The 26,261-nt window shown below is 64.0% G+C and carries 23 protein-coding genes; 17 read left to right on the forward strand and 6 right to left on the reverse strand.

All coding sequences use genetic code 11. The features are described from left to right. Nucleotides 1-10 precede the first annotated feature (10 nt). Both AC1DZP_RS11540 and AC1DZP_RS11545 read left to right on the forward strand, forming a co-directional pair. The gene (locus AC1DZP_RS11540; RefSeq protein ID WP_477302411.1) at nt 11-1,024 is read left to right on the forward strand and encodes an LLM class flavin-dependent oxidoreductase; all 1,014 of its coding nucleotides are present in this window, start codon (nt 11-13) and stop codon (nt 1,022-1,024) included. Nucleotides 1,025-1,041: 17 nt separating this feature from the next. Continuing rightward, nucleotides 1,042-2,286, forward strand: coding sequence for an LLM class flavin-dependent oxidoreductase (locus tag AC1DZP_RS11545; RefSeq protein WP_477302937.1), 1,245 nt, complete (start codon nt 1,042-1,044; stop codon nt 2,284-2,286). A gap of 13 nt (nt 2,287-2,299) precedes the next feature. Here the strand turns inward: AC1DZP_RS11545 and xdhC are convergent, their stop codons facing one another. The 4 genes from xdhC to uraH form a co-directional block, all read right to left on the reverse strand. Beyond that, nucleotides 2,300-3,190, reverse strand: coding sequence for a xanthine dehydrogenase accessory protein XdhC (gene xdhC, locus AC1DZP_RS11550; protein WP_477302413.1), 891 nt, complete (start codon nt 3,188-3,190; stop codon nt 2,300-2,302). 62 nt (nt 3,191-3,252) lie between these two features. Further along, nucleotides 3,253-5,601 carry a xanthine dehydrogenase molybdopterin binding subunit gene (gene xdhB, locus AC1DZP_RS11555; protein ID WP_477302939.1) on the reverse strand — a complete coding sequence of 783 codons (2,349 nt, stop codon included), beginning with the start codon at nt 5,599-5,601 and terminating at the stop codon, nt 3,253-3,255. After that, nucleotides 5,601-7,082, reverse strand: coding sequence for a xanthine dehydrogenase small subunit (xdhA, locus tag AC1DZP_RS11560; RefSeq protein ID WP_477302415.1), 1,482 nt, complete (start codon nt 7,080-7,082; stop codon nt 5,601-5,603). Before xdhA ends, xdhB begins: the two co-directional genes overlap by 1 nt. Nucleotides 7,083-7,085: 3 nt before the next feature. After that, nucleotides 7,086-7,460, reverse strand: a complete 375-nt coding sequence (gene uraH / locus AC1DZP_RS11565; protein WP_457150443.1) for a hydroxyisourate hydrolase — start codon at nt 7,458-7,460, stop codon at nt 7,086-7,088. Between the two features lie 203 nt (nt 7,461-7,663). On the opposite strand from uraH, the gene puuE reads away from it, so the two are divergent. From puuE to AC1DZP_RS11635, 14 genes are all read left to right on the forward strand, one after another. Beyond that, a complete protein-coding gene (puuE, locus tag AC1DZP_RS11570) occupies nt 7,664-9,082 on the forward strand; it encodes an allantoinase PuuE (RefSeq protein ID WP_477302416.1) in 1,419 nt (472 codons plus the stop codon). Nucleotides 9,083-9,091: 9 nt separating this feature from the next. Continuing rightward, complete coding sequence (locus AC1DZP_RS11575) at nt 9,092-9,955, forward strand: bifunctional allantoicase/(S)-ureidoglycine aminohydrolase (RefSeq protein ID WP_457150445.1); 864 nt, start codon at nt 9,092-9,094, stop codon at nt 9,953-9,955. Continuing rightward, nucleotides 9,952-10,455 carry an ureidoglycolate lyase gene (locus AC1DZP_RS11580; RefSeq protein WP_095083037.1) on the forward strand — a complete coding sequence of 168 codons (504 nt, stop codon included), beginning with the start codon at nt 9,952-9,954 and terminating at the stop codon, nt 10,453-10,455. The genes AC1DZP_RS11575 and AC1DZP_RS11580 overlap by 4 nt, the downstream gene beginning before the upstream one ends. After that, the gene (locus AC1DZP_RS11585; RefSeq protein ID WP_457150446.1) at nt 10,455-11,048 is read left to right on the forward strand and encodes a nucleoside deaminase; all 594 of its coding nucleotides are present in this window, start codon (nt 10,455-10,457) and stop codon (nt 11,046-11,048) included. The genes AC1DZP_RS11580 and AC1DZP_RS11585 overlap by 1 nt, the downstream gene beginning before the upstream one ends. An 82-nt stretch (nt 11,049-11,130) precedes the next feature. Continuing rightward, a complete protein-coding gene (locus AC1DZP_RS11590; RefSeq protein ID WP_477302418.1) occupies nt 11,131-13,116 on the forward strand; it encodes a CocE/NonD family hydrolase in 1,986 nt (661 codons plus the stop codon). A 154-nt stretch (nt 13,117-13,270) separates the two neighbouring features. Further along, the gene (locus AC1DZP_RS11595) at nt 13,271-14,857 is read left to right on the forward strand and encodes an ABC transporter substrate-binding protein (RefSeq protein WP_477302420.1); all 1,587 of its coding nucleotides are present in this window, start codon (nt 13,271-13,273) and stop codon (nt 14,855-14,857) included. A gap of 16 nt (nt 14,858-14,873) precedes the next feature. Beyond that, nucleotides 14,874-15,833: an ABC transporter permease gene (locus AC1DZP_RS11600; RefSeq protein WP_477302421.1), complete on the forward strand. Its 960-nt coding sequence runs from the start codon at nt 14,874-14,876 to the stop codon at nt 15,831-15,833. Between the two features lie 9 nt (nt 15,834-15,842). Beyond that, on the forward strand, nt 15,843-16,667 hold the full coding sequence (locus AC1DZP_RS11605; RefSeq protein WP_095083047.1) for an ABC transporter permease: 825 nt from the start codon (nt 15,843-15,845) through the stop codon (nt 16,665-16,667). Beyond that, nucleotides 16,667-18,322: an ABC transporter ATP-binding protein gene (locus AC1DZP_RS11610; protein ID WP_095083048.1), complete on the forward strand. Its 1,656-nt coding sequence runs from the start codon at nt 16,667-16,669 to the stop codon at nt 18,320-18,322. The genes AC1DZP_RS11605 and AC1DZP_RS11610 overlap by 1 nt, the downstream gene beginning before the upstream one ends. Nucleotides 18,323-18,498: 176 nt before the next feature. Continuing rightward, nucleotides 18,499-20,088, forward strand: a complete 1,590-nt coding sequence (locus AC1DZP_RS11615; protein ID WP_477302423.1) for an ABC transporter substrate-binding protein — start codon at nt 18,499-18,501, stop codon at nt 20,086-20,088. A gap of 92 nt (nt 20,089-20,180) precedes the next feature. Next, nucleotides 20,181-21,020 (forward strand): alkaline phosphatase family protein, encoded by an 840-nt coding sequence (locus AC1DZP_RS11620; RefSeq protein WP_477302425.1) that lies wholly within the window; start codon nt 20,181-20,183, stop codon nt 21,018-21,020. Between the two features lie 223 nt (nt 21,021-21,243). Continuing rightward, complete coding sequence (locus AC1DZP_RS11625) at nt 21,244-21,810, forward strand: sigma-70 family RNA polymerase sigma factor (protein WP_477302427.1); 567 nt, start codon at nt 21,244-21,246, stop codon at nt 21,808-21,810. Beyond that, nucleotides 21,807-22,475 carry an anti-sigma factor gene (locus tag AC1DZP_RS11630; RefSeq protein ID WP_457151933.1) on the forward strand — a complete coding sequence of 223 codons (669 nt, stop codon included), beginning with the start codon at nt 21,807-21,809 and terminating at the stop codon, nt 22,473-22,475. The genes AC1DZP_RS11625 and AC1DZP_RS11630 overlap by 4 nt, the downstream gene beginning before the upstream one ends. Continuing rightward, the gene (locus AC1DZP_RS11635; protein ID WP_477302429.1) at nt 22,465-23,907 is read left to right on the forward strand and encodes a S8 family serine peptidase; all 1,443 of its coding nucleotides are present in this window, start codon (nt 22,465-22,467) and stop codon (nt 23,905-23,907) included. Before AC1DZP_RS11630 ends, AC1DZP_RS11635 begins: the two co-directional genes overlap by 11 nt. On the opposite strand, the gene AC1DZP_RS11640 is transcribed toward AC1DZP_RS11635, so the two are convergent. Together AC1DZP_RS11640 and AC1DZP_RS11645 are read right to left on the reverse strand one after the other, a co-directional pair. Then, a complete protein-coding gene (locus AC1DZP_RS11640; protein ID WP_457151931.1) occupies nt 23,879-24,409 on the reverse strand; it encodes a hypothetical protein in 531 nt (176 codons plus the stop codon). The two genes, AC1DZP_RS11635 and AC1DZP_RS11640, sit on opposite strands and share 29 nt — an antisense overlap. A 21-nt stretch (nt 24,410-24,430) precedes the next feature. Beyond that, nucleotides 24,431-25,249 carry a class I SAM-dependent methyltransferase gene (locus AC1DZP_RS11645; protein ID WP_477225139.1) on the reverse strand — a complete coding sequence of 273 codons (819 nt, stop codon included), beginning with the start codon at nt 25,247-25,249 and terminating at the stop codon, nt 24,431-24,433. 78 nt (nt 25,250-25,327) lie between these two features. On the opposite strand from AC1DZP_RS11645, the gene AC1DZP_RS11650 reads away from it, so the two are divergent. After that, nucleotides 25,328-26,236, forward strand: a complete 909-nt coding sequence (locus AC1DZP_RS11650) for a LysR family transcriptional regulator (RefSeq protein ID WP_477225138.1) — start codon at nt 25,328-25,330, stop codon at nt 26,234-26,236. The last annotated feature ends 25 nt before the right edge of the window (nt 26,237-26,261 follow it).

The following is a 26,261-nucleotide window of genomic DNA, read 5'->3' on the forward strand; positions in this document are numbered from 1 at the left end:
GGGACCATCGATGGACAACGGCGCCACAATGCATCTTGCCGTTTCACCGCTTCCGGGAACCTCCGAGCCATCGCCAGGAGCCGAGCCGGACTTCAGCCTTCTGGCGCGGTTTGTCCAAAGGGCCGAAGCGGCCGGTCTGGACATGGTGATTTTCGCCGATTCCGCGCCGGCTTCCGGCAGCGATGCCGCGACGATGCCCTTCGAAGCGACGACCTTGGTGGCCGCGCTGGCGACGGTGACAAGTAGGATCGGGCTGGTCGCGGCGGCCTCGACTGTTGCCCACCAGCCCTACAATCTGGCGCGCCGTTTTGCTTCGCTCGACATCATCAGCCATGGCCGCGCCGGCTGGAACGCGACGATGGCGCAGGCCCCGCGCGAGGCTGCCAATTTCAGCCGCCCGGACGGGTTTTCCGCTGACGATTTTCGCCGCCGCAGCGAGGAGTATATCGGCATCGTTCAGGGCTTGTGGCAAGGCTGGGACGAAGACGCGCTCAAGTTCGACAAGAGCGGCGGCCGCTTCCACGATCCCGAAAAGATGCACCTGCTCGACCACAAGGGCGAATTCTTTTCGGTGCGCGGGCCGCTGAACGTCGCGCGCTCGCCACAGGACAGGCCGGTGCTGGTGCTGTCCGGCCTGTCGGCGTCAGAGATGGATATTGCCGCTCGAACCGCCGATGTCGTCCTGCTGGACAACGAACCGATCGAGAGCGTGAAAACCCGCCATGACGATCTGAAGCGCCGCGTTGTCGCCTGCGGGCGCGACGCGGATGCCGTGAAGGTACTGGTGAATGTCTCGCACGTCATTGATGAAAAGCCTGCCGTCACCGCCGACAGGCTTGAAGACCTGTTCCGGGGGAAAAGCTGCGACGGGTTCAACATGCTGATGCCGGCGCAGCTTTCGGCATTGGACGATTTTGTCGGTCTGGTCTTGCCGGCGCTGCGGCGGCGCGGCCTGTTTCGAGAAAGCTATCGCGGGACAAATTTACGCTCGCATCTTGGGATTGCCGGCGGAGGTGACCTGTGACCGCCGCTTCCCGCCAGATGAAACTTGGCGCCTTCCTGTGGGCGACAGGCCATCATATTGCCGCCTGGCGCCATCCCAAGGCACATGTGACCGCCGGCATCGACATCGACCATTACATCCAGCTGGCGCGCACAGCGGAGGCGGCGAAGTTCGACATGGTCTTCTGCGAAGATGCCGCCGGCCTGCGCGAAGCCAATGTCGCCATCGCCAGCCAGACCTCGCGCTCGATCGGCTTCGAGCCGATCAGCCTGCTGTCGGCGCTGGCCGTCCAGACCAGCCGCATCGGCCTCGTCTCCACCGCGTCGACAAGCTACAACGAGCCCTACGGGCTGGCGCGGACCTTCCTGTCTCTCGACCATCTGAGCGGCGGCCGTGCCGGCTGGAACCTGGTCACCTCAGCCAGTCCCATCGAGGCTGCCAATTTCGGTTCGACCGGCTTGCGGCCGCATGCCGATCGCTACGAGCGGGCGCGTGAGTTCGCTGATGTGGTCACCGGACTTTGGCGCGGCAATCCAGATGGGGCTCCCGGTCACGATGGCCAGAGCTTTTCGGTGAGGGATCCGCTCGACCTGCCGCGTTCGCCGCAGGGCGCACCGGTGCTGGTTCAGGCCGGCGCCTCGGATGTCGGCCGCGACCTTGCCGCCCGCACCGCCGATGTGGTGTTCACGGCGGCGCAGACCTTCGAGGAAGCGAAGGCCTTCTACGACGATCTCAAGGGGCGCCTGGCGGCCTATGGGCGCGAGCCTGACGACATCAAGATCATGCCCGGCGTCGCTCCCGTGGTGGCTGAAACCGCGGCGCAAGCCCAGGAAAAATATGAGGAACTGCAGGAGCTGATCCCTGACGATGTCGGCGTTGCACTGCTGTCCAGCTACCTCAGCATCGCCGATCTGTGGCGCTATCCGATCGATGGGCCGCTGCCCGAGCTGCCGCCCAGCGAAGGCATGCAGAGCCGGCAAGCGCTGGTCATCGAGCAGTCGCGCCGCGACAGCCTCTCCATCCGCCAGCTGGCGCGGCATTTCGCCGGCGCGCGTGGCCATTGGCGCATAGTCGGAACGGCGGCCGAGATCGCCGACGAGCTGCAGGCGCGGTTCGAAGGAGGTGCTGCCGACGGCTTCAACGTCATGCCCTCATATTTCCCCGGCGAACTCGATGCCTTTGCCACACTCGTCGTGCCGGAACTGCAGCGGCGTGGCCTTTTTCGCAAGGATTATGAAGGCCGCACGCTGCGCGACCATCTGGGCTTGAAGCGGCCGATGTAGCTGCGATGTAAGATTAGCCGGCTAACACCTTGTCACGCGGGACCTGACGCCCGGCGTTTGACGCTGCGCTGTGAATGACCATCGCGGTCATGATTTCTGCGGCCGCGAGTGCGGCGATGACAGGCGGGCGCTTGTCCTTGACGGCATCGCCGCCGATCGGCGAGACGAGGCGGGCAAACTCGGCCTCGCTGCCGTCCGCCGATTTCAGGAACCAGTTCTTGAACGTCGCTTTCTTGGTCTTCGAGCCGATCATGCCGACATAGGCGGTATCGTTGCGCTTCAGCGCTTCGGCGACGATCAGGAAATCCAGCGCGTGGTCGTGGGTCAGGATGGCGAAAGCGGTGCCGGCCGGAGCAGCGCGCACCATCGCTTCGGGCATCGGCGTCAACCGGGTCTCGACGGTTTCCGGCATGCCTTCCAGCGCCTCGGCCCGTGTCTCGATGACGACAGCGTGCACAGGGAGAAGGGCCACCGCGGAGGCCAGCGCCTGGCCGACATGGCCGCCGCCGAAGACATAGACATAGGGCAGGTGTGCCTCTTCGGTCTCAGCCGCTGCGACCAGCTCGGCTGCCAGCCCTGCGTCGACGAGCCGGATCAACACTTCGACGCGCCCGCCGCAGCACTGACCGATCTCGGGACCCAGCGGCACGTCTAGGGTCGCGCAGACCTCATCGACCGCGATGCGGGCATCCCTTGAGGGGGAGACAAGCATCTGCCGCGCCTTGTCGATGGCCATATACTCGAGCTGGCCGCCGCCGATCGTGCCAAAGATCGTCGCCTGCGAGACGAGCATGAAGGCGCCCTTCTCGCGTGGCGTCGAGCCCTTGGTGCCCGCCACTTCGACCAGGGCAACCCGGCCGGCGGTACTGAGAAAGGCTTTCAGACTTTGCACTTTCGAGTTCATTTCTCACGTTCCCGAATGGGAAATGTAGGCTTTTTCGGCCTGAATTGCACGTTTTGCCGATTTCAGGCGGTCTTGACCTCGTTCTTCAGCCGCTCGATCGCCATCAGCACCCGTTCCGGCGTCGCCGGCGCATCGAGACGCGGGCAGATCCTGTGGTCGGCGACGCTGGCCACCGCGTCCGACAGCGCGTGCAGCACCGACATGCCGAGGGGGAACGGCGGTTCACCGACTGCCTTGGAGCGGTGGATCGTCGGCTCGCTTGCTTCCGGCCAGTCGGCCAAGGTGACGTTGAAGATCTTCGGCCGGTCCGACGCCAGCGGGATCTTGTAGGTCGAGGGCGCGTGCGTGCGCAGCCGGCCCTTGCCGTCCCACCACAGTTCCTCGGTCGTCAGCCAGCCCATGCCCTGGATGAAGCCGCCCTCGATCTGGCCGATATCGATGGCGCGGTTCAGCGAGCGGCCCGTGTCATGCAATATGTCGGTGCGCTCGACCATGTACTCGCCGGTCAGCGTGTCGACCGAGACTTCCGAGCAGGAGGCGCCATAAGCGAAGTAGTAGAAGGGGCGGCCCTGGCCCTTGTCACGGTTCCAGTGGATCTTTGGCGTTTTGTAAAAGCCCGCCGCCGAAAGCTGGATACGGGCCATATATGCCTGTTTGACGAGGTCGGCGAAGGCGATCTCCTGGTTGCCGATGCGCACCCGGTTGGGCAGGAACAGCACCTGGTCGCGCGGCACCTGATATTTTTCGGCCGCGAAATCGGTCAACCGATCCTTGATCTGGCGAGCGCCATTCTGCGCCGCCATGCCGTTGAGATCGGAACCGGATGACGCCGCGGTGGCCGAGGTGTTCGGCACCTTGCCGGTCGTCGTCGCGGTGATCTTCACCTGATCGAGATCGATCTGGAACTCTTCCGCCACCACCTGCGCCACCTTGACGTAGAGGCCCTGTCCCATCTCCGTGCCGCCGTGGTTCAGATGCACCGAGCCATCGGTGTAGATATGCACCAGCGCGCCGGCCTGGTTGTAGTGCGTGGCCGTGAACGAGATGCCGAACTTGACCGGCGTCAGCGCCAGGCCACGCTTGATGAAACGGCTGTTGGCATTGAAGGCCGATATCTCGCGCCGCCGCCGCGCATAGCTGGCGCTTTGCTCAAGCTCGGCGACGATGCGCTGGATGATGTTGTCCTCGACCGTCTGGTGGTAGGGCGTGATATTGCGGTCGCTTGTGCCGTAAAAATTCTTCTTACGAATTTCGAGCGGATCCTTGCCGACGGCGAAGGCAACCTCGTCGATGACGCGCTCGGCGCCGACCATGCCTTGGGGACCGCCGAAACCACGGAAAGCGGTGTTCGACACGGTGTTGGTGTAGAGCGGCGCTGACTGTGCATGCACCGCCGGCCAGAAATAGGTGTTGTCACAGTGGAACAGCGCGCGATCGGTCACCGGACCCGACAGGTCCGAGGAGAAGCCGCAGCGCGCCGCGAACATGAAATCGACGCCGAGAACGTTGCCCTCGTCATCGAAGCCGACTTCGTAGTCGACGAGGAAGTCATGACGCTTGCCGGTGGCGATCATGTCGTCGTCGCGGTCGGGCCGGATTTTCACGGCGCGATGGTGCTTTTTCGCGGCGATGGCGGCCAATGCCGCAAACTGGTTGCCTTGCGTTTCCTTGCCGCCGAACCCGCCGCCCATGCGGCGGATTTCCACCGTGATGGCGTTGCTCGGCACGCCGAGCGCATGGCTGACCATGTGCTGGACTTCGCTCGGATGCTGGGTCGAGGAATAGATGGTGACGTCCTCGTCCTCGCCGGGCACGGCCATGGCGATATGGCCCTCGAGATAGAAGTGCTCCTGACCGCCGACGCGCATCTGGCCTTTGAGCCGGCGGGGCGCGGCCTTGATCGCTGCCGCGGCGTCGCCGCGCTTCAGGGTCAGTGGCGGCGTGACCAGCTTGTCCTTACGGGGATCAAGTTCGCCGATGTCGGTGACGAAAGGCAATTCCTTATATTCGACCTTGGCCAGCCTGGTGGCGCGGCGTGCCTGCTCGCGCGTCTCGGCAATGACGCAGAAGATCGGCTGGCCGTAGAACTGCACCTTGCCGTCGGCCAGCACCGGCTCATCATGGCGCCCCGTCGGCGAAATGTCGTTTTCGCCAGGCACATCTTTCGCCGTCAGCACGTCGATGACCCCGGGGGCGGTGCGCACCGCCGACAGGTCCATACTGGTAATGGTGGCATGGGTGGCAGCCGAAAGCCCAAGGCAGCCATGCAGCGTGCCGGCCGGTTCCGGCATGTCGTCGATGTAGACGGCGGTGCCGCTGACATGCTTGTGGCCCGAATCATGCCGCTGGTCGGTGGCGACGCCGCCGGTGATCTTTTCGGCCTTGGGATTGGGGGTGGCGTGCTTGTTCATCATGCCGCCTCGTGCCTTGAAACCTGGATCGACTCCCTGGTGCCGCTGGTCTCGGCGAAGAAGCGCAGCAAAAGGTTGCGCGCCGCCAGGGCGCGATATTCGGCCGAGGCCCGCATGTCTGTCAGCGGGGTGAAATCATCAGCATACTTTGCCATCGCAGTCACAACCGTCTGTTCGGTCCACGGCTTGCCGACCAGCGCTTTTTCGACAGCCGACGCCCGCTTCGGTATCGCCGCCATGCCGCCATAGGCGATGCGCACATCAGCGACCGTGCCATCCTTGGCCAGGTTCAGGAAGAAGGCGCCAAGGGCAGCCGTGATGTCCTCATCGCGGCGCTTGGTGATCTTGTGGACAGCGAATTTCGTGCCTTTGGCGGGGACGGGAACGTGCACCGCCTCGACGAACTCGCCAGGCTGCCGGTCCTGCTTGCCATAGGCGACAAAGAAGGTTTCCAGCGGGATCGTCCGCCGTTTCTTGCCCTTGCGCAGAGTCAGGCGCGCGCCGAGCGCGATCAAGGGCGGTGGCGTATCGCCGATCGGTGAACCGTTGGCGATGTTGCCGCCGATGGTGCCCATGTTGCGCACCTGATCGCCACCGATGCGATCGAACAGCGGCCCCATCGCCGGGATGCGCTTGGCGAGCGTCGAGAACGCGTCGGTGTAGGTGACGCCGGCGCCGATGGTGATGACGCCCTTGTCTTCGGCGATGGTGCAAAGCCCGTCGAGATCGCCGATGAAGATCGCCGGCGAAACATCGCGCATGTGCTTGGTCACCCACAGGCCGACATCGGTCGAGCCGGCAACGATGGTGGCGCCGGGTTCCTTGTCAAGCACGGCGGCGAAATCGTCGACGTTGGCCGGCACGACGAGCCGCTCCTTGCCGGCGCCGATCTCGATCCGCGCGCCGTCATGCATGGCCTGGAGCCTTGCCGTGATTGCCTTGCGCTCGACCGCCAGCGGGTCCTTCGCCGCCTTGCCGTAGCTGGAGATGGCGCGGGCCGCGCGCATGATCGCCTCGTAGCCGGTGCAGCGGCAGAGATTGCCTTGCAGCGCCTTTTCGATGGCTTCATTCGACGGGTCGGGCGACCTCATCCACAGGCCATAGAGCGACATGACGAAGCCCGGCGTGCAGAAGCCGCACTGCGAGCCATGGAAATCGACCATCGCCTGCTGCACCGGGTGCAACTGGCCAGGAAGACCGCGCAAATGCTCGACGGTCACGACATGGGTGCCGTCCAGCGAGCCGAGGAAGCGGATGCAGGCGTTGACGCTTTCATAGACGAGACCGCCTGCCGAGAGCTTTCCGACCAGCACCGTGCAGGCGCCGCAATCGCCCTCGGCGCAGCCTTCCTTGGTGCCGCGCAGCGAACGGTCGAGCCGCAGCCAGTCGAGCAGGGTCGCGTCTGGCGCCACCGACGAAAGCGCGACATCTCTGCCATTGAGAATGAAGCGGATCTCGTTGCGGATATTGACCTTTGCCATGCGTCAGCTCCCCCTGTAGGTCGAATAGCCGTAGGGCGAGACGAGCAGCGGCACATGATAGTGCACGGGTTCGGCCATGCCGAAGCGGATCGGTATCACGTCGAGAAAGGCCGGCTTAGGCAATTTCGTCCCCTGCTGGCGCAAATAGTCGCCCGCGGCAAAGATCAGTTCGTATTCGCCGGCGCGGAACTCGGCGCCGGCAAGCAGCGGTGCGTCGCAACGGCCATCATCATTGGTGACGACGGTCTTCAGATGTGTGCGCGTATCGCCCTCGAGGTGATAGAGCGCGATCGACAATCCCGCCGCCGGCCTGCCGGTCGCGGTGTCGAGGACATGGGTCGTCAGACGCCCGCCATCGGCTTTCGACGTTTCTGCCACTGGCCGCCTCCCATTTCCTGTACGAGCGAACTGGCCCGGTACAGTCGAACATTGTTGATGAATTGTGCGCCAATTAAAGGCGATGCATAAGTCCCGGTCGAGCGGAGTGCGACAAAAACACTTTCAAAAATTTTCGGGGGAATGCGCGAGCAGCCCTTTCGATATCCTGATCATACATCGGGCAATGCCCGGCGGGAGGGACGATGCGTTACATCAGAGACATGCGCGGCTATGGAGCCAATCCGCCGGATCCGAAATGGCCTGGTGGTGCGCAAGTCGCCGTGCAGTTCGTCGTCAACTACGAAGAGGGCGGCGAGAACTGCGTGCTCCACGGCGACAAGGCTTCGGAAGCCTTCCTGTCGGAGATCGTCGGCGCGGCACCCTGGGTGGGCCAGCGCCACTGGAACATGGAATCGATCTACGAATACGGCGCCCGCGCCGGTTTCTGGCGGCTGCTCAGGCTGTTCACCGAGGCCGAGGTGCCGGTGACCTGCTACGGCGTCGCCACCGCGCTCGCGCGCTCACCCGACCAGGTCACGGCGATGCAGGAAGTCGGCTGGGAGATCGCCTCGCACGGACTGAAATGGATCGACTATCGCGACCACAGCGCCGAGGACGAGCGCCGCGACCTCGAAGCGGCGATCCGCCTGCACTACGAGGTGACCGGCCAGCGCCCGACCGGCTGGTACACGGGGCGAACATCGGTCAACACGGTGCGGCTGGTGGCTGAGGAAGGCGGCTTCGCCTATGTGTCGGACACCTATGACGACGAGCTGCCGTACTGGTTCGAGCACGAAGGCGGCGCGCAGCTCATCATCCCCTACACGCTCGACGCCAACGACATGCGCTTCGCGACGCCACAAGGCTTCAATTCAGGCGACCAGTTCTTTGCCTATCTGAAGGACAGTTTCGACACGCTCTATGCCGAGGGCAAGGCCGGCCGGCCGCGGATGATGAACATCGGCCTGCATTGCCGCCTCGTCGGGCGGCCGGGCCGGGTGGCGGCGCTGAAGCGCTTCGTCGACTATGTGAAGTCGCACGACAAGGTCTGGCTGGCGCGGCGCATCGATATCGCCCGCCACTGGCAAGAAAACCACCCCTATCGACCCGCAGCACTCAGACCGTCCAAGATGGAATTCGAGACGTTCGTCCACACTTTCGGCGGTGTCTTCGAGCATTCGCCCTGGATCGCCGAACGCGCCTTCGAGTTGGAGCTGGGCCCGGCGCATGACTCATCCGGCGGCCTGCACAACGCGCTTTGCCGCGTCTTCCGTTCCGCAAGCGAGGCCGAGCGGCTTTCAGTGCTCAACGCCCATCCCGACCTTGCCGGCAAACTGGCCAAGGCCAAACGGCTGACGGCGGAATCGACCAAGGAACAGGCCTCAGCCGGACTCGACGCGCTGACCGACAAGGAGCGCGAACTGTTTTCCAAGCTCAATGCCGCATACGTCACCACCTTCGGCTTCCCGTTCATCATCGCGGTGAAAGGCAAGACCAAGGAGGAGATCCTGGCGGAATTCGAGGCACGCATCGGCAACAGCCGCGGCGTTGAATTCGAGACCGCCTGCAAACAGGTCGAGCGCATCGCGCTGCTCCGCCTCAAGGACATGCTTCCGCATTAGGTTTAACCCATGGATACGATCAGGATGCCCGACCGAACCTATTACGCGCCGCATGGCGGCCACCCTGGCCAGAGTGAGCTGCTGACCGGCCGCGCCGTCTTCACCGAGGCCTATGCCGTCATCCCCAAGGGGGTGATGCAGGACATCGTCACCAGCGCCTTGCCGTTCTGGGACAAGACCCGCGTCTGGATATTGTCGCGGCCGCTGTCCGGCTTTGCCGAGACGTTTTCGCAATACATTGTCGAGGTCGCGCCCGGTGGCGGCAGCGAGAGGCCGGAGCCCGATGCAGGCGCCGAAGGGGCCTTGTTCGTGGTCGAAGGCGAGTTGACCGTTCTGCTTGCCGGCAAGAAGCACGTGCTCAGACCGGGCGGCTTCGCCTTCCTACCGCCGGCCAGCGCCTGGACGGTTCGCAACGAGAGCAAGACCGAGGTCCGCTTCCATTGGATCCGCAAGGCTTACGAGGCGGTCGACGGTCTAGAGGCGCCGGAAGCCTTCTTCACCAACGAACAGGACATCGCGCCAACGCCGATGCCCGGCACCGAAGGCCGCTGGGCGACGACCCGTTTCGTCGATCCTGCCGATTTGCGCCACGACATGCACATGACCATCGTGACGCTCGAGCCCGGCGCGGTCATTCCCTTCGCCGAGACGCATGTCATGGAGCACGGGCTTTATGTGCTGGAAGGCAAGGCGGTCTACCGCCTCAACCAGGACTGGGTCGAGGTCGAGGCCGGCGACTTCATGTGGCTGCGCGCCTTCTGCCCCCAGGCCTGCTATGCCGGCGGCCCGGGCAAATTCCGCTATCTGCTCTACAAGGACGTCAACCGCCACGCCAAGCTCGGCGGTGCCGGCATTGCTAGGCGGGCGCCGTGACCCGCATCGTCGCGCGGCCGCTGACCCGCGAGAGCTTTGCCGCCTTCGGCGACGTCATCGACATGGGCGGCGACAATCACTACCCGATCAATGGCGGCAAGGCCGAGCGCTACCACGATCTTGCCACGGCGCAAGCGACAGGGCCGAACGCCCGCGTGCTGATCTCGATGGTGCGCGGCACGCCTTACGAATTGCCGCTAAAGCTGACCATGGTCGAGCGCCATCCATTCGGCAGCCAGGCTTTCATTCCGCTGTCGCCCCGGCCGTTCCTTGTCGTCGTCTGCCACGACGGCGATGGGGGACCGGGTGAACCGCAGGCCTTCATCACCGCGCCCGGACAAGGCATCAACTATTCCCGCAACCTCTGGCACGGCGTGCTGACGCCGCTCGGCGAGGCGCAGGATTTCCTGATCGTCGACCGCGGCGGCGACGGTTCCAACCTGGAAGAATTCCATTTCTCGCACGCCTACGAGATCCATCTCCCCGACGAGAGCTTGTAATGACCGACATTTCCCTGATCGACCGCCTGCTCGACGTGATCGAGCACGACATCGTGCCGAAGACGGCCGACGGTGTTGCCCATGGCAACAAGCTGTTCGGCGCGGCGATCCTGCGCAAGGACGACCGTTCGCTGGTACTGGCCGAAACCAACAACGAGATCGAAAACCCGCTCTGGCATGGCGAGGTGCATTGCCTGAAGCGCTTCTATGAAATGCCAAAGGCCGAGCGCGTCGATACGAAAGACGCCATCTTCATCGCCACGCATGAACCCTGCTCGCTCTGCCTATCGGCGATCACCTGGACCGGCTTCGACAATTTCTACTATCTGTTCAGCCATGAGGATTCGCGCGACAGCTTCGCCATCCCGCATGATCTGAAGATTCTCAAGGAAGTCTTCACCCTCGATCCCGGCGGCTACAATGCCGAGAATGCCTACTGGAAGAGCTTTTCGATCCGCAGATTGGTACGGTCACTCCCCGAGGCCGAGCGCCAGCGACTGGAAACGCGCATCGGCGAGATCTCGGCACGCTATGACGACCTGTCCGGCGCCTACCAAGCGAGCAAGGGCGACAACGACATTCCGCTGAATTGACGCGGACTGACCAGCCGAATTCGTTGGCTGGCCCACGACGCGATGCCACGGGCTCCATCATCTGGCGATCCTGGAGTCCCGCATGAAAATTGTCACCGAGTTCCCCCGCAAAGTCGTCGAATTTCCAGTAATGGGGATTGTCATGCCGGACGGCTGCCGGCTGTCGGCGAGGGTGTGGATGCCGGAAGACGCCGGCGACGATCCGGTGCCGGCGATCCTCGAGCACCTGCCCTACCGCAAGCGGGACGGCACCATTCTCCGCGATCAGCTGACGCATCCCTATTTCGCCGGCCACGGCTACGCCTCGATCCGCGTCGACATGCGCGGCAATGGCGATTCCGAAGGGCTGATGGACGACGAATATTCCGAACAGGAATTGCAGGACGCCTGCGACGTCATCGCCTGGGCGGCTTCGCAGCCCTGGTGCAACGGCAATGTCGGCATGATGGGCATTTCCTGGGGCGGCTTCAACTGCCTGCAGGTGGCGGCCAAGCAGCCCCCGGCGCTGAAGGCGGTTATCAGCCTGTGCTCGACCTCCGACCGCTATGCCGACGATATCCACTACAAGGGCGGTTGCCTGCTGATCGAGAATTTCGGCTGGGCGTCGACCATGCTGTCCTATTCGTCGCGGCCGCCGGACCCGCTCTTCACCGGCGACAAAAGGTGGCGCGACCTTTGGCTGACCCGGCTGGAGAACCAGCCTTTTCTCGCGCCGCTGTGGCTGAAGCACCAGCACCGCGACGCCTATTGGAAGCGCGGCTCAATCTGCGAGGATTATTCCGCCATCCAGGCCGCCGTGCTGTCGATCGGCGGCTGGCACGACGGCTACCGCAACACCGTCTCGCATCTGGCCACCAACATCGAAGCGCCGGTGAAGGGCATCATCGGACCGTGGATCCACAAATACCCGCATTACGCGGCACCCACACCGCGCATCGGTTTCCTGCAGGAGGCCCTGCGCTGGTGGGACCGCTGGCTGAAGGATATCGACACTGGTGTCGAGGTCGATCCAGCCTATCGTGCCTATGTCATGGACAGTGTCCGCCCCGCGCGCTGGCATCCCAAGCGGCCCGGTCGCTGGGTGGCTGAGCAGGAATGGCCGTCGCCTGCCATCAAGACGCAATCGATCGAGCTTGTCTCCGACGGTAGCAAGCCCGCCATCGTTGCTTCGCCGCAGAGTTGCGGCCTTGCCGGCGGCGAGTATTTTCCGTTCACCTTCGGCCCCGAACTGCCCGGCGACCAGCGCCCCGATGACGCTTTGTCGGTGTGTTTCGACCAGCCGGAACTCACTGAGGCGATCGACATCGTCGGCGCGCCCGAAGTCGAGGTGCGGCTGTCCTCCGACCGACCGCAGGCCAACATCGCGATCCGGCTGTGCGACGTGCACCCTGACGGTGCCTCGGAACTGATTTCCTACGGCGTGCTCAATCTGACACATCGCAATTCGCACGAATTCCCCGAGGCGCTGGTACCGGGCGAAACCGTGTCGGCGCGCGTGGTGCTCGATCAATGCGCCTATCGCGTGCCGGCAGGCCACCATCTGCGCATTGCCGTGTCGAATACCTATTGGCCGATGATCTGGCCGTCGCCGGAGCCGGTTCGGCTCGCCTTGTCGGCCGCCGTGCTGGCCCTGCCGCTGCGGCCGCTGGCGACAGGCAACGAAGTGACGTTTGCCGAGCCGGAAAGCGCCACTCCCTGGGCGACCGAGACGATCCGCGCCGCCAATTCCGAGCGTCATGTCGATCGCGACGAGAAGACCGGAATTGTGACGCTTTCCATAACGGATGATTTTGGCAAGGTGCGCGATCTTGCCCATGGCCTGGCCAATGGCAGCATCGCCCGCGAGATCTGGACGATCCATCCGGACGATCCCCTGGCGGCCTCTGGAAAAACGCACTGGACGCAGACCCTGTCGCGAAATGGATGGTCGGTGCGCACCGAGACATTCGCGGAAATGCGATCGGACGCGCAAAACTTCATCCTCAGCGCCAGAATCGAGGCCTATGAGGGCGAAACTCTCGTTTTCGAGCGTAACTTCGAGGAAAGGGTGCCGCGCGTCCTCCTGTGACCACGGATTTGGTTGGTCCAAATGCGACGTACGATTTACGCCACGGCATGTCGCATTCGGTCTTGCTTACCGCTTTCCCTTGCGGTCATTATTCTCTTCACAAGAAACAAGAAAAACGACCGCAGAGTCGAACCAACAGAGTGAGGAACTCAACATGTCAAACGAACTGGAATTCCTTAGCCGGCGAGTCGCTTCCGGCAAGTTGAGCCGTCGCGATTTTCTCGGTCGGGCGGCAGCACTCGGCGTCACCGCGACCTTCGCCAACTCGCTGCTTTCAGGTGCGGCGCGCGCTGCCGGCCCAATCAAGGGCGGCACGCTGAAGGCCGGCCTCGTCGGCGGCGAATCCACCAACAGCCTCGATCCGGCGCTGATGATGACGCAGGTGCCGTTCGCCTTCGGCAAGTGCTGGGGCGAAATGATCGTCGAGCTGTCGCCGGAAGGCAAGCTTGAGAACCGCATCGCCGAGGAGATCGGCTCCTCGGACGACGCCAAGGTGTGGACGTTGAAGATCCGCGACGGCGTCGAATTCCACAATGGCAAGACGGTGACCGCGGCAGACGTCGCCGCAACGCTCGAGCGCCATTCGGACGAAAAGTCGAAATCCGGCGCGCTCGGCTACATGAAGGGCATCGAGACCATCAAGGCGAGCGGCAAGGAAGTAGTGCTGACGCTGAAGGAGGCCAACGCCGACCTGCCCTATCTGCTCAGCGACTATCACCTGATCGTGCAGCCGAACGGCGGCAAGGACAAGCCGGATGCCGGCATCTCGGCCGGCCCGTACGTGGTCAAGACCAACGAGCCCGGCGTACGCCATGGCGGCGAGCGCTTCGCCAATTACTGGCAGGGCGACAAGATGGGCCATGCCGACCAGATCGAAGTCATCGTCATCAACGATGCGACCGCACGCACGGCGGCCCTGCAGGGCGGCCAGGTCAACATGATCAACCGCGTCGAGCCGAAGATCGTCGACCTGATCAAGCGCCTGCCGGGCGTCACCATCCGCAACCACGCGGGTCCTGGCCATTACGTGTTCATCATGCATTGCAACACGGCACCGTTCGACAACAACGATCTGCGCATGGCACTCAAGCTGGCCATCGACCGCGAGGAAATGCTGGACAAGATCCTGCGCGGTTACGGCTCGCTCGGCAACGACTTCCCGATCAATTCATCCTATCCGCTGTTCACCGAGATCGAGCAGCGCAAGTACGATCCAGACAAGGCCAAGTTCCACTACAAGAAGTCGGGTCACGACGGCACCGTGCTGCTGAGGACCTCGGACGTCGCCTTCCCGGGCGCTGTCGATGCATCGCAGCTGTTCCAGCAGAGCGCGGCCAAGGCCGGCATCAAGATCGAGCTCAAGCGCGAGCCCGGCGACGGCTACTGGAACGAGGTCTGGAACAAGCAGCCCTTCTGCGCCTCCTACTGGGGCGGCCGCTCGACGCAGGACCAGATGTACTCCACCGCCTATCTGTCGACCGCCGACTGGAACGACACGCGTTTCAAGCGTCCGGACTTCGACAAGATGGTGCTGGCGGCGCGCGCCGAACTCGACGAGACCAAGCGCAAGCAGATGTACCATGACATGGCTGTCCTCGTGCGCGACGAGGGCGGCCTGATCCTGCCGATGTTCAACCAGTTCATCGATGCGACCGGCGCCAAGGTGGATGGCTGGGTCGATGATCCGCATCAGGAATTGATGAACGGCTACGCCCTGGCGAAGTGCTGGCTCCAGGCCTGAGCCCGGCTTTGCGGATATGTCTTCACCCATCCTGAAACTAATTGCCCAGCGCGTTGCGCTGGGCATCGTCCTGTTGCTGGCCGTTTCGGTCCTGATCTTCGCCGGCACCCAGATCCTGCCCGGCGACGTCGCGCAAGCCATTCTCGGGCAATCGGCAACACCGGAGTCGCTCGCCAATCTGCGCGAGCAGCTCGGCCTCAACGATCCGGCCTATATCAGGTATTTCCGCTGGCTCGGCGGCGTGCTCACCGGCGATCTCGGCACAGCCATGTCGAGCGGCCAGGATATCGCGACGTCGATAAAGAGCCGATTGTGGAACACGCTGTTCCTCGCCTTCTGGGCGGCGATCGTCGCCGTGCCGCTGGCGATCATCCTCGGCCTGATCGCCGTGCGCTACCGCAATGGCTGGGTCGACAAGCTGATCTCCGGACTGGCTCTGGCCTCGACGTCGTTTCCCGAATTCTTCATCGGCTATGTGCTGGTCTATTTCTTCGCCGTGAAATGGCAGATCTTCCCCGGCATTTCGACCGTCTATGAGGGCATGCCGTTCGGCGAGCGCATGCAGGCGATCGCCTTGCCGGCGACGGCGCTGACGCTGGTGGTGCTGGCCCACATGATGCGCATGACGCGCGCGGCGATCCTCAACGTCATGCAATCGGCCTATGTCGAGACGGCCGAACTGAAAGGCCTCTCGGCATTCAACGTCATCCGCAGGCACGCCTTTCCCAACGCGATCGCGCCGATCATCAACGTCGTGATGCTCAACCTCGCCTATCTCATCGTCGGCGTCGTCGTGGTCGAGGTGATCTTCGTCTACCCAGGCATGGGCCAGTATCTCGTCGACCACGTCACCAAGCGCGATGTGCCGGTGGTGCAAGCGGTCGGCCTGATCTTCGCCGCCGTCTACATCAGCCTGAACATCATTGCGGACATAGGGGCTATCGTCGCCAATCCGCGTCTCAGACATCCAAAATAGGGGGCGGATATGCTCGATATCAAACGCATCCCCATCCCCGCGCTGATCGGCATCGTGCTGACGTCACTGTTCGTGCTGGCGGCGCTCTTCGCACCCTGGATCGCGCCGCACGGCAATGGCGAGATCGTCGGCGACGTCTGGGAACCGATGTCGGCAACGCATTGGCTTGGCACCGACAATCTCGGCCGCGATCTCCTGTCGCGCATGATCTACGGCGCCCGCATCACGCTCTTCATCGCCGTGCTTGCCACGGCGCTGTCATTCTCGCTCGGCGCCATCCTCGGTTTCTCCGCAGCGGTGTTCGGCGGCTGGTTCGACACGCTTTTGTCGCGCCTCGTCGATCTCCTGATGTCGATCCCGACGCTGATCATGGCCCTCGTCGTGCTCTCCGTGCTGCCGACCAACCTGGTGACGCTGATCCTGGTGATGGGCGTTCTGGACTCGACCCGCGTCTATCGCCTGTCGCGGGCCGTCGCCGTCGACATCAACGTCATGGACTATGTCGAGGCGGCGAAGCTGCGCGGCGAAGGCAGCGCCTGGATCATTTTTCGCGAGATCCTGCCCAACGCGCTGTCGCCGCTGGTTTCGGAACTCGGCCTGCGCTTCATCTACGCCGTGCTGTTCCTGTCGACGCTGTCGTTCCTCGGCCTTGGCGTCCAGCCGCCGGATGCCGACTGGGGCGGCATGGTCAAGGAAAACAAGGACGGTATCGTCTTCGGCATCGCAGCCGCGCTCATCCCGGCGGCGGCAATCGCCATGCTGGCGATTTCCGTCAACCTGGTTGCCGACTGGGTGCTCAACCGGACGACCAGCCTGAAGGGAGGACGCGGGTGATGGCTGACAGCAAAGCGAACTCTGGCCTCCTGCTCGACATCCGCAATCTGCGCATCGAAGCCACTGTCTTCCCGCCAGGCGAGCCGCCGAAGAACATCGTGCTGGTGCACGACGTCTCGCTGACTCTGCAAAAGGGCAAGGTGCTTGGCCTGATCGGCGAATCCGGCGCCGGCAAGTCGACCATTGGCCTCTCGTCCATGGGCTATGGCCGCGGTGGTGTGCGCATCACCGGCGGCGAGGTGATCCTCAACGGCCGCGACATCCTCAAGGGCGGCAAGGACGGCTTCCGCAAGCTGCGCGGCCGTGAGGTCTGCTACGTCGCGCAATCGGCGGCAGCCGCCTTCAACCCGGCGCACAAGCTGATGGATCAGGTGGTGGAAGCCACCCTCCTGCACGGTACGGCGACTCGCGCCGAGGCCGAGAAGCGCGCCGTTGCACTGTTCAAGAAGCTCAGCCTGCCCAACCCAGAAACCATCGGCGAGCGCTTTCCGCACCAGGTCTCGGGTGGCCAGTTGCAACGCGTGATGACGGCGATGGCGCTTTGCTCCGAGCCGGACCTGATCGTCTTCGACGAGCCGACCACGGCGCTCGACGTGACGACGCAGATCGACGTGCTGGCGGCGATCAAGGACGCCATCCGAGACACGCATGTCGCCGCGCTCTACATCACCCACGATCTTGCCGTCGTCGCCCAGGTTTCGGACGAGATCATGGTGCTTCGCCATGGCCGGCTGGTCGAATGGGGTGGCACCCGGCAGATCATCAAGGAGCCGCGCCAGGAATACACCAACGCGCTTGTGTCGGTGCATGAGATCGAGCACGCCGAGCAGAAGCCCGGCACGACACCGTTCCTGTCGGTGAAGAACGTCACCGCCGCCTATGGCCGCAGCCATATCAAGGTGCTGAAGAACGTCTCGGTCGACATCTATCCGGGCCAGACGCTGGCCGTGGTCGGCGAATCCGGCTCCGGCAAGTCGACGCTGGCACGCGCCATCACCGGGCTTTTGCCACCCGAGGAAGGAACCGTCACCTTCGACGGGCGCCCGCTGGCAAACCGGCTGGCCGACCGGCCGAAGGAGGACCTGCGCCAGTTGCAGATGATCTACCAGATGGCCGACGTGGCGATGAACCCGCGCCAGACCGTCGGCACCATCATCGGCCGGCCGCTGGAGTTCTATTTCGGCATACGCGGCCGCGAGCGCGACAAACGCGTCGCCGAACTGCTCGACAAGATCGAGATGGGCAAGGGCTTCTCTGATCGCTACCCGGCCGAGCTTTCCGGCGGCCAGAAGCAGCGCGTCTGCATCGCCCGTTCGCTCGCCGCCAAGCCGAAGCTGATCATCTGCGACGAGGTGACATCGGCGCTCGACCCGCTGGTTGCGCATGGCATCCTGAAGCTGCTGCTCGAGCTGCAGAAGGAGGAGAACGTCGCCTATCTGTTCATCACCCATGACCTCGCCACGGTGAAGTCGATCGCCGATTCGATCGCGGTGATGTATCGCGGCGAAGTGGTGCGCTATGGCCCGAAGAGCAAGGTGTTGAGCCCGCCCTTCGACGACTATACCGACCTTCTCCTGTCGTCGGTCCCGGAGATGGAGATCGGCTGGCTGGAAAAGGCGATCAAGGGACGGCGCATGGCGAGCGCGGGGAACTAGGGCAATTCCAGGAAAAGTGTGAACCGTTTTCCGTCCGGAATTGCATCAGAGCAGGGATAGACCCACCCCGTTGGTCCAAGGCCCGACTGCCGTCATCCGCATGCAACACTAGAGCGCCACACGTCCCTTTGGACGGGCGCCGCCCGTGACGTCGTTTTTTAAAAAGGGGGTAGGACATGAACACTGAACTCGACCATCTCGCTGAACTCGCCGGACAGGGCCGGATATCGCGTCGCGACTTCCTCGGCCGTACCGCGGCACTTGGCGTCTCGGCGGCACTGGCCACGACGTTGGCCAGCAAGGCCTTCGCCCAGACGCCGGTCAAGGGCGGCATCATCAAGGCCGGACTGCAAGGCGGCGAATCGACCAACAGCCTCGACCCGGCGCTGAACCTCAGCCAGGTCACCTACAATTTCGGCAAGCAGTGGGGCGAATTCCTCGTGCGCCTGACACCCGAAGGCGGCGTCCAGAACCTGATCGCCGAGGAGATCGGTGCTTCCGATGACGCCAAGACCTGGACCATCAAGGTGCGCGACGGCATCGAATTCCACAACGGCAAAACCGTAACCGCCGAGGATGTCGCGGCCACGCTGGAGCGCCACGCCGACGAAAAATCGAAATCGGGCGCGCTCGGCGTGCTGAAGAACATCAAAGCCATCAAGCCGAGCGGCAAGGAAGTGATCGTCACGCTCGGCGACGCCGATGCCGACTTCCCCTATCTGATGGCCGACTACCACCTTGTCATCCAACCGAATGGCGGCAAGGACAATCCCAATGCCGGCATCAGCGCCGGGCCTTACAAGGTCACCGTCAACCAGCCCGGCGTGCGCCATGGCGGCGAGCGCTTCGCCAACTACTGGCAGGGCGACAAGCTGGGCCATGCCGACCAGATCGAGATCGTCGTCATCAATGACGCGACCGCGCGGCTGGCTGCCTTGCAAGGTGGACAGGTGCAGCTGATCAACCGCGTCGAGCCGAAAGTGGTCGATCTGGTCAAGCGCATCCCCGGCGTCACCATCGAGAACGTGTCGGGCCGAGGCTACTATCCGTTCAACATGTTCTGCGACACCGCGCCCTTCGACAACAGCGACCTGAGGATGGCGCTGAAGCTGGCCATGGACCGCGATGAATTGCTGGAGAAGATCCTGCGCGGCTATGGCTCGGTCGGTAACGACTTCCCGATCAACGAAGCCTATCCGCTGTTCTCGAGCGATATCGAACAGCGCAAGTTCGACCCGGAAAAGGCTGCGGCAGCCTACAAGAAGTCCGGCCACAGCGGCTCGATCCTGCTGCGCACCTCCGACGTCGCCTTCCCAGGCGCCGTCGATGCGGCCCAGCTCTACCAGCAGTCCTGCGCCAAGGCCGGCATCAAGATCGAGATCAAGCGCGAGCCCGGCGACGGCTACTGGTCGGAGGTCTGGAACAAGCAGCCCTTCTCGCTCTCCTATTGGGGTGGGCGGCCGACGCAGGACCAGATGTATTCCACCGGTTATGTCTCGACCGCCGACTGGAACGACACGCGTTTCAAGCGGCCGGAATTCGACAAGATGCTGTTCACCGCCCGCGCCGAACTCGACCAGGCCAAGCGCAAGGCGATCTACCACGACATGGCGGTGCTGATGCGCGACGAAGGCGGCCTGATCGTGCCGTTCTTCAACCAGTTCATCGACGCTGCCGCCACCAACAAGATCGCCGGCTACGTCAAGAACCCGAACGGCGAGATGATGGACGGTTATGCCCTTGGCGCGTGCTGGCTGACCGCCTAGCCTATCCTGCCTATTGGTTCATAAACGGAACGCCGTGTGCCCAGCGGTGCGCGGCGTTCTGATTTCAACTGGTCAATCGCAGGGAGCCGCCCGTGGCGCTCAAGACAAAACTTTTGCTGATCATCCTCGATGGCGTCCCCTACAGGAACTGGCGCCGGCTGATGGGCAATCTCGAGGGCTGGGTGCAATCGGGCGAGGCAAGCGTCTGGAAGATGCGCTCGGTGCTGCCGTCGACCTCCGCCTGCTGCTACGCCTCGATCCACACCGGGGTTTCGCCGCAGGTGCATGGCATCCTGTCCAACGAGAACCGGTTCCGCGTCGAACAACCCGACATCTTCTCCGAAGTCAGCAAGGCTGGCGGCAAGACGGGTGCGGTGACCCATTCCTATTGGTCGGAATTCTTCCGTGCCTATCCCTTCGACCTGGTCGAGGACATGGAATTCGACGAGCCGGGTGGGCCGATCACGCATGGGCGGTTCCACACCATGACCGGCTACAATCTTCGCAACCAGATGACGCCGAGCGACGTCGATTTGTTCGCGACGCTGACCATGCTGACCAAGCGCCACGGCATCGATTACGGCATCCTGCACACCTGCACGCTGGACTCGATGGGCCACCGCTTCGGCCACGATTGCCACGAGATGGATCATGCCGTCTATGCGATGGACGGCATGCTGGCGGCCTTCCTGCCGCGCTGGATCGAAGCCGGCTACGAGGTCATGGTCACCGCCGACCACGGCCAGACCGATCGCGGCCATCATGGCGGCCATGACGACGAGATGCAGGATTTCGCGCTGTATTATTTCGGGTCCGGCAAGGGACCGCAGGCCGAGACGCTGCTCGACCAGCTGCAACTGGCGCCGACCATCTTGAGCCGCCTCGGGGTGCCGGTGCCGGCGACAATGAAGGCGAAGTCTTTCCTGGACTGAAGGGGTGCCGGCGACGCACGCCAACATTGAAAATAAACAGCGAACGCCGACGCCGCCCCTCATCCGCCTGCCGACACCTTCTCCCGGTACAGGAACGTGGAGAAGGGATGGTCTGGCAACCGCCCCGCTCTTCGGTTAGCCTCCGCGAATTCCTTGGCGGAGGATGAACCTTTTTGGACCGATCGGCGACAGAGCAGACAGGAGCCAGGCGGCTCGACCGGCCATGACGGCGGCGACGGAGACCGATCGCGCTCTTGTCGACCAGGTCGCGAAGGGCGACCGTGCCGCCGTGCGGCTGCTGTTCATGCGTCACCACGCGCGGGTCTACCGCTTCGTGGTGCGCCAGACGGGATCGGAAATGATGGCAGACGACATCGCGAACGAGGTGTTCCTCGAACTGTGGCGGCAGGCGCCAGGCTTCGAAGGACGCTCCGAAGTCTCGACATGGCTGCTCGGCATCGCCCGGTTCAAGGCGCTGTCTTCGCTGCGCAAGAAAAAGGAAGACTGGATCGACGACGAGGCTGCCGCCGCGGTGCCCGACAGCGCCGACACGCCGGAAGTCGTCACCATGAAGGAAGACAAGGCTGCCGCCTTGCGACGCTTCGTCGACGCCTTGCCGGAAGAGCACCGCACGGTGATCGATCTTGCCTATTATCATGGGCAGTCGGTGGGCGAGATCGGCGAGGTGCTCGGCATTCCGGTCGCGACCGTCAAGACCCGAATGTTCTACGCCCGCAAGAAACTCGGCGAGGCCCTGAAGGCCGCCGGTTACGACAGGGGGTGGCCATGAGCGCCGCTGAAAAGATGTCGCGCCGCGACGAAATGGAAACGCTGCTGCCGTTCTATCTGAACGGCTCGCTGGAAGGCTCGGACCTGGAAGCCGTCGAGGAATGGCTGGCCAGCGATCCCGCGGCGCTGGCCGCCCTTGGCGAGGCCGAAGCCGAATTCTCCGGCACCACCGCCGCCAACGAAGCGATCCGCCCGCCGGCCGATGCGCTGAGCCGCTTCGCCAAAGCGCTCGACGCCGAGGCCGGACCTGCACGCGCGTCCGCGGGCGCGTCCTGGCTGGCGCAGGCATGGGGCCGCTTCATGGCGGTGCCGGTCGGTGTCGCCTGGGCGGCGGCCGCGGTTCTGCTGGCGCTGATCATCGTGCAGTCGTTTGTTCAGCCCGGCGGCAAGGGTAAGGATTTCGAGATTGCCGGGGCGGAAGGCGATCTGGCGAAAATGCCGTTCGCCCTGGTCAAGTTCAAGCCGGATGCAAGGATGTCCGATATTTCGGGCTTTCTGGGCAATAACGGGCTGAAGATCATCGGCGGACCGACCGCCGATGGCGTGTTCCGGCTTGGTATTCCCGCCGCCAACGCCGCCGACTACACCAAGCAGCTCGGCCTTATTGCCGCCCAGCCTTTCACCGAGACTGTGATCGAGGGAAGGAAACCGGTTGATGGCGGCTGAGGCGGCGGTCATTCGATTTGCGGCAATCCTGGCGGCGGCGATGACAATCGCCGCCGTGCCTGCGTCGGCGCAGACCAACGCCACCAACCCCGATCCGACGAAAATCGACTGCAGCGACGCGAGCAATGCGGCAAGCGCCGACTGCGCCAAGGATGGCAGCGACACAAAGAACGGATCGGGCGCGGCGCAGCCCGGCGCTGTTTTCCTGCCAGCCCTGATCGTCGACCTGTTCCCCAACCCAGTTGCGCCCCCGGCACCGCCGCCGGCGCCACGGTCGGATCCGGCGACGCCGCCTGCCGACAGCCAGGCCGGCCCGCCGCCTGGCGGCCCGATCGTCTCGCCGACCGATCTCATCGCCGTTCTGCCGCCGCGCGCGGTGGCCGGCGATTTCGTGCCGGACGAGGTGCTGGTGACAGTCGACGGCGATGCCGGCGCGGTGCAGCAGATCGCCGCGTCCTACGGCCTCCAGGTGCGCTCGCAGCGCCAGTCGCTGCTGCTTGGCACCACGCTGGTGCGGTTCGGCATTCCCGACGGCCGCCCCGTCGGCGTCGTGCTGGCGCAATTGGCCGCCGACGGCCGCACCCAGCGACGCGAACCCAACCATGTCTATTCGCTGCAGCAGGCCGCCAACATCGTCAATTATGCCTTCGAGCGCATCGCGCTCGATTCCAAACAGGCCAGCGGCGAAAACGTCCGCATCGCGGTGATCGACACCGGTATCGACGACAGCAATCCGGCGCTCTCAGGCGTAATCGCCGGGCAGTTCGACGCCATGCCCGACGTGCCGATCGAAAAGCGCGATCACGGCACTTCGGTCGACGGGCTGATCGCTGGCGTCGGCGCGCTGGAGGGCATGGCGCCCGGCGCCAGGATCTATCACGCCCGCGCCTTCGAGGGCGGCAAGTCGACCATGGACGTCATCCTGTCGGCCCTCGACTGGGCGGCGAGCCAGGACGTACGCATCATCAACATGAGCTTCGTCGGACCGAAGAACGACCTGCTCGGAGTCGCCTGCCGCAATGCGCGGGCGCTCGGCATCGTGCTGGTCGCCGCCGCCGGCAACAACGGGCCGAAGGCGCCCTATGGCTACCCGGCGGCATTCGACGGCGTCATCGCGGTGACCGCCACCGACGCCAAGGATGGGCTGATGCCGCAGGCCAATCGCGGAGCCTATGTCTTCATCTCGGCGCCTGGCGTCGAGATGGTGGCGCCGAGCGGCGCCGGCTCGGACGTGGTCACCGGCACCTCGTTCGCGGCAGCGATCGTGACCGGCGCCATTGCCAATCTCATCCATGCCGCGCCCGACCGCTCGGCCGACGGCATCGAGAAGGCGCTGGCGGCAACGGCCAGGGATCTCGGCCCCAAGGGGCGCGACAATGATTTCGGCTACGGCCTGCTCGACATCAAGGCCGCCGAGGCGGCGAAGGAGTAGTCCGCGACGGCTCAAGTCGCGGTTTGGGACGCGCCAGAAAATAGAATGCGGCGATGTGCGTGATCATCAGCAGCGGAACATAGATGACCGGGATCGCGTAGGTGGCGCCCAATTCCCCCGCGCGAGCGGGAAGGTCGATCTGGACGGCATGGTAATAGTCGATGATGAGGTCAACTATCCCGACGAGATTGAAGGCGACGACGAACGCCCAGAACAGCTGAGGTATCCTCACCGTGAGCAGCGACAGCATGGCCAGCACCCCGGTTGCGAAGTCGCCATAGGCGGCGAACACGGCGAAGCTGGCCGGCAGATCGGGGCTGACGACGCCCGGGACGAGGAAGACGAGCCCGAAGAAGCGGAAGCTGTGCAAGGTAGCAATAGCGCGTTGCGCCGCGACCCTGTCCATCGATCTCAGCCACGGCAGACCGTAGGCACGGAGGCAAAGCAGCCACGCGACATAGCCCAGAACGAGATGGGTTTGGAACAGGACTTCTGTAGACATTTGACCTCCTCAACGGTTGGTTCACACAACCTCGAACACCGCGGTCAGGACGCCGAGCCGCCCTTCCATGAGATTTCGTCCCAGGTTGGCCGCAAGCTCCGCGAAGTCCTGCCCCATCACCACGCCGAGATTTGGCGAAGGCGGCGGTCCCGAAACGCGGAGCTGTGCGAACCAGGCCTTGGCGACCTCGGTGTCGTCTTGCCATGCCAATATGCGGAAGCCGGCTGGTTCGATCGCTTCGCGCGTCGCACTGATTGTCAGGAGAAAGCTCGTCGCCGGCGTTCGCGCCCAGGGGAGCGGATAGCGTGGCTCGCCGACGCCCGACACGACGTCGAAGGTGGCAAACCTGCCGCCTGGCTTCAGCACGCGCCGTATCTGGCGATAGAGCTGCGCCCGGTCGGAGATGTTCATCGCCACATGCTGCAGCAGCACGATGTCGAAACCGCCATCATCGAATGGGAGCTCCAGTGCACTGGCGGTCTGGAACGACAGCTGCCCGCTCTGTCCCGTGCGGTCGGTCAGATAACGCGCGGCATCCACGAAAGGCTCGCTGATATCCACGCCAGTGACCCGGCAACCATAGGTCGCGGCCAGGAAGCGCGCCGGCCCGCCGATGCCCGAACCGACGTCCAGTACTGACATGCCGGCGGCGATCCCCGTCAATTGGGCGAGCTCGGCGGTGGCGGCGAGCCCACGGGTATGAAATTGGTCAAGGGCGCCCAATTGCTGGGGCGTGAGAAGCTGATCATCCGGACCAAGGGCGGCCAGCACCGTCTTCAGCCGCTCAGTCAGGCCGGTCGCGCGATAGTGGTCGCGCACCCCATCAAGTTCATCGGTCATTGCAAGATGTCTCCTGGCTTCACCTCATACCTAAGCCCGCTTCCATAATTCGACTATCCGCTGTAATCACAACAACCCATGAAGCAGAACTACACAGTCCGACACGGTGCACTGGAGGGCGTCGAGGCGTTCCTGGCTGTCGCCAGGCACCGCAACTTCCGCCGTGCCGCCGCGGACCTCGGCGTGACACCGTCCGCCGTGAGCCAGGCGGTGCGCGCGCTGGAAGCGCGTATGGGCACGGCGCTGTTCGTCCGCACGACGCGCAGCGTCGGCTTGACCGAGCCTGGCCAACGGTTCCTCGACCGTGCCGGCCCTGCCTTCGAGGAACTCGTCGCTGCCGGCGAGGCGGTGCGCGACGCCAGCCAGCGGCCGACCGGGCTGCTGCGCCTGTCCGTGCCCCGCGCCGTCGTGCCGTTGATCCTGGAGCCGATGATCGCATCGTTCTGCCGAGCCTATCCCGAGATCGAGCTGGAGATCGCCGCGAGCGACGAGATGGTCGATCTCGCGACCGGCGGGTTCGATGCCGGTATCCGCCTTGGCCAGTTCATCGCGGCTGACATGGTGGCGGTGCGGCTCACGCCGCCGTTCGCGTTCGTGGTCGTCGGCAGCCCTGGCTATCTCGAGCGCCACGGCCGCCCCGAGCGTGTCGACGACTTGCGCCACCACGCCTGCTTGCGCTTGCGCCGTTCGAACGGCGCGATCGCGCCCTGGTCCTTCGTCGACGGCAACGAGGCGATCGAGGCGATGGTCTCAGGCCCGCTGATCGCACACGACTATCCGACGTTGCTTGGGGCCGCCATGCAGGGTGTCGGGCTGGCGCAGACGCCTCGACCCGTCGCCGAAGGTCCTATAGCCGAAGGAAAACTCAAGTCGGTACTGGACGACGTTGCCGGCTCGACGCCGGGCGTCTTCCTCTATCATCCCGGCAAGCGCCAGGTCTTGCCGAAGCTGCGCGCCTTCATCGATCACCTCAAATCCCCGGCCTGAGACGCCGGCCAACCGTCGTTCGGAG

The organism is Mesorhizobium sp. P2_F8 (assembly GCF_056403655.1).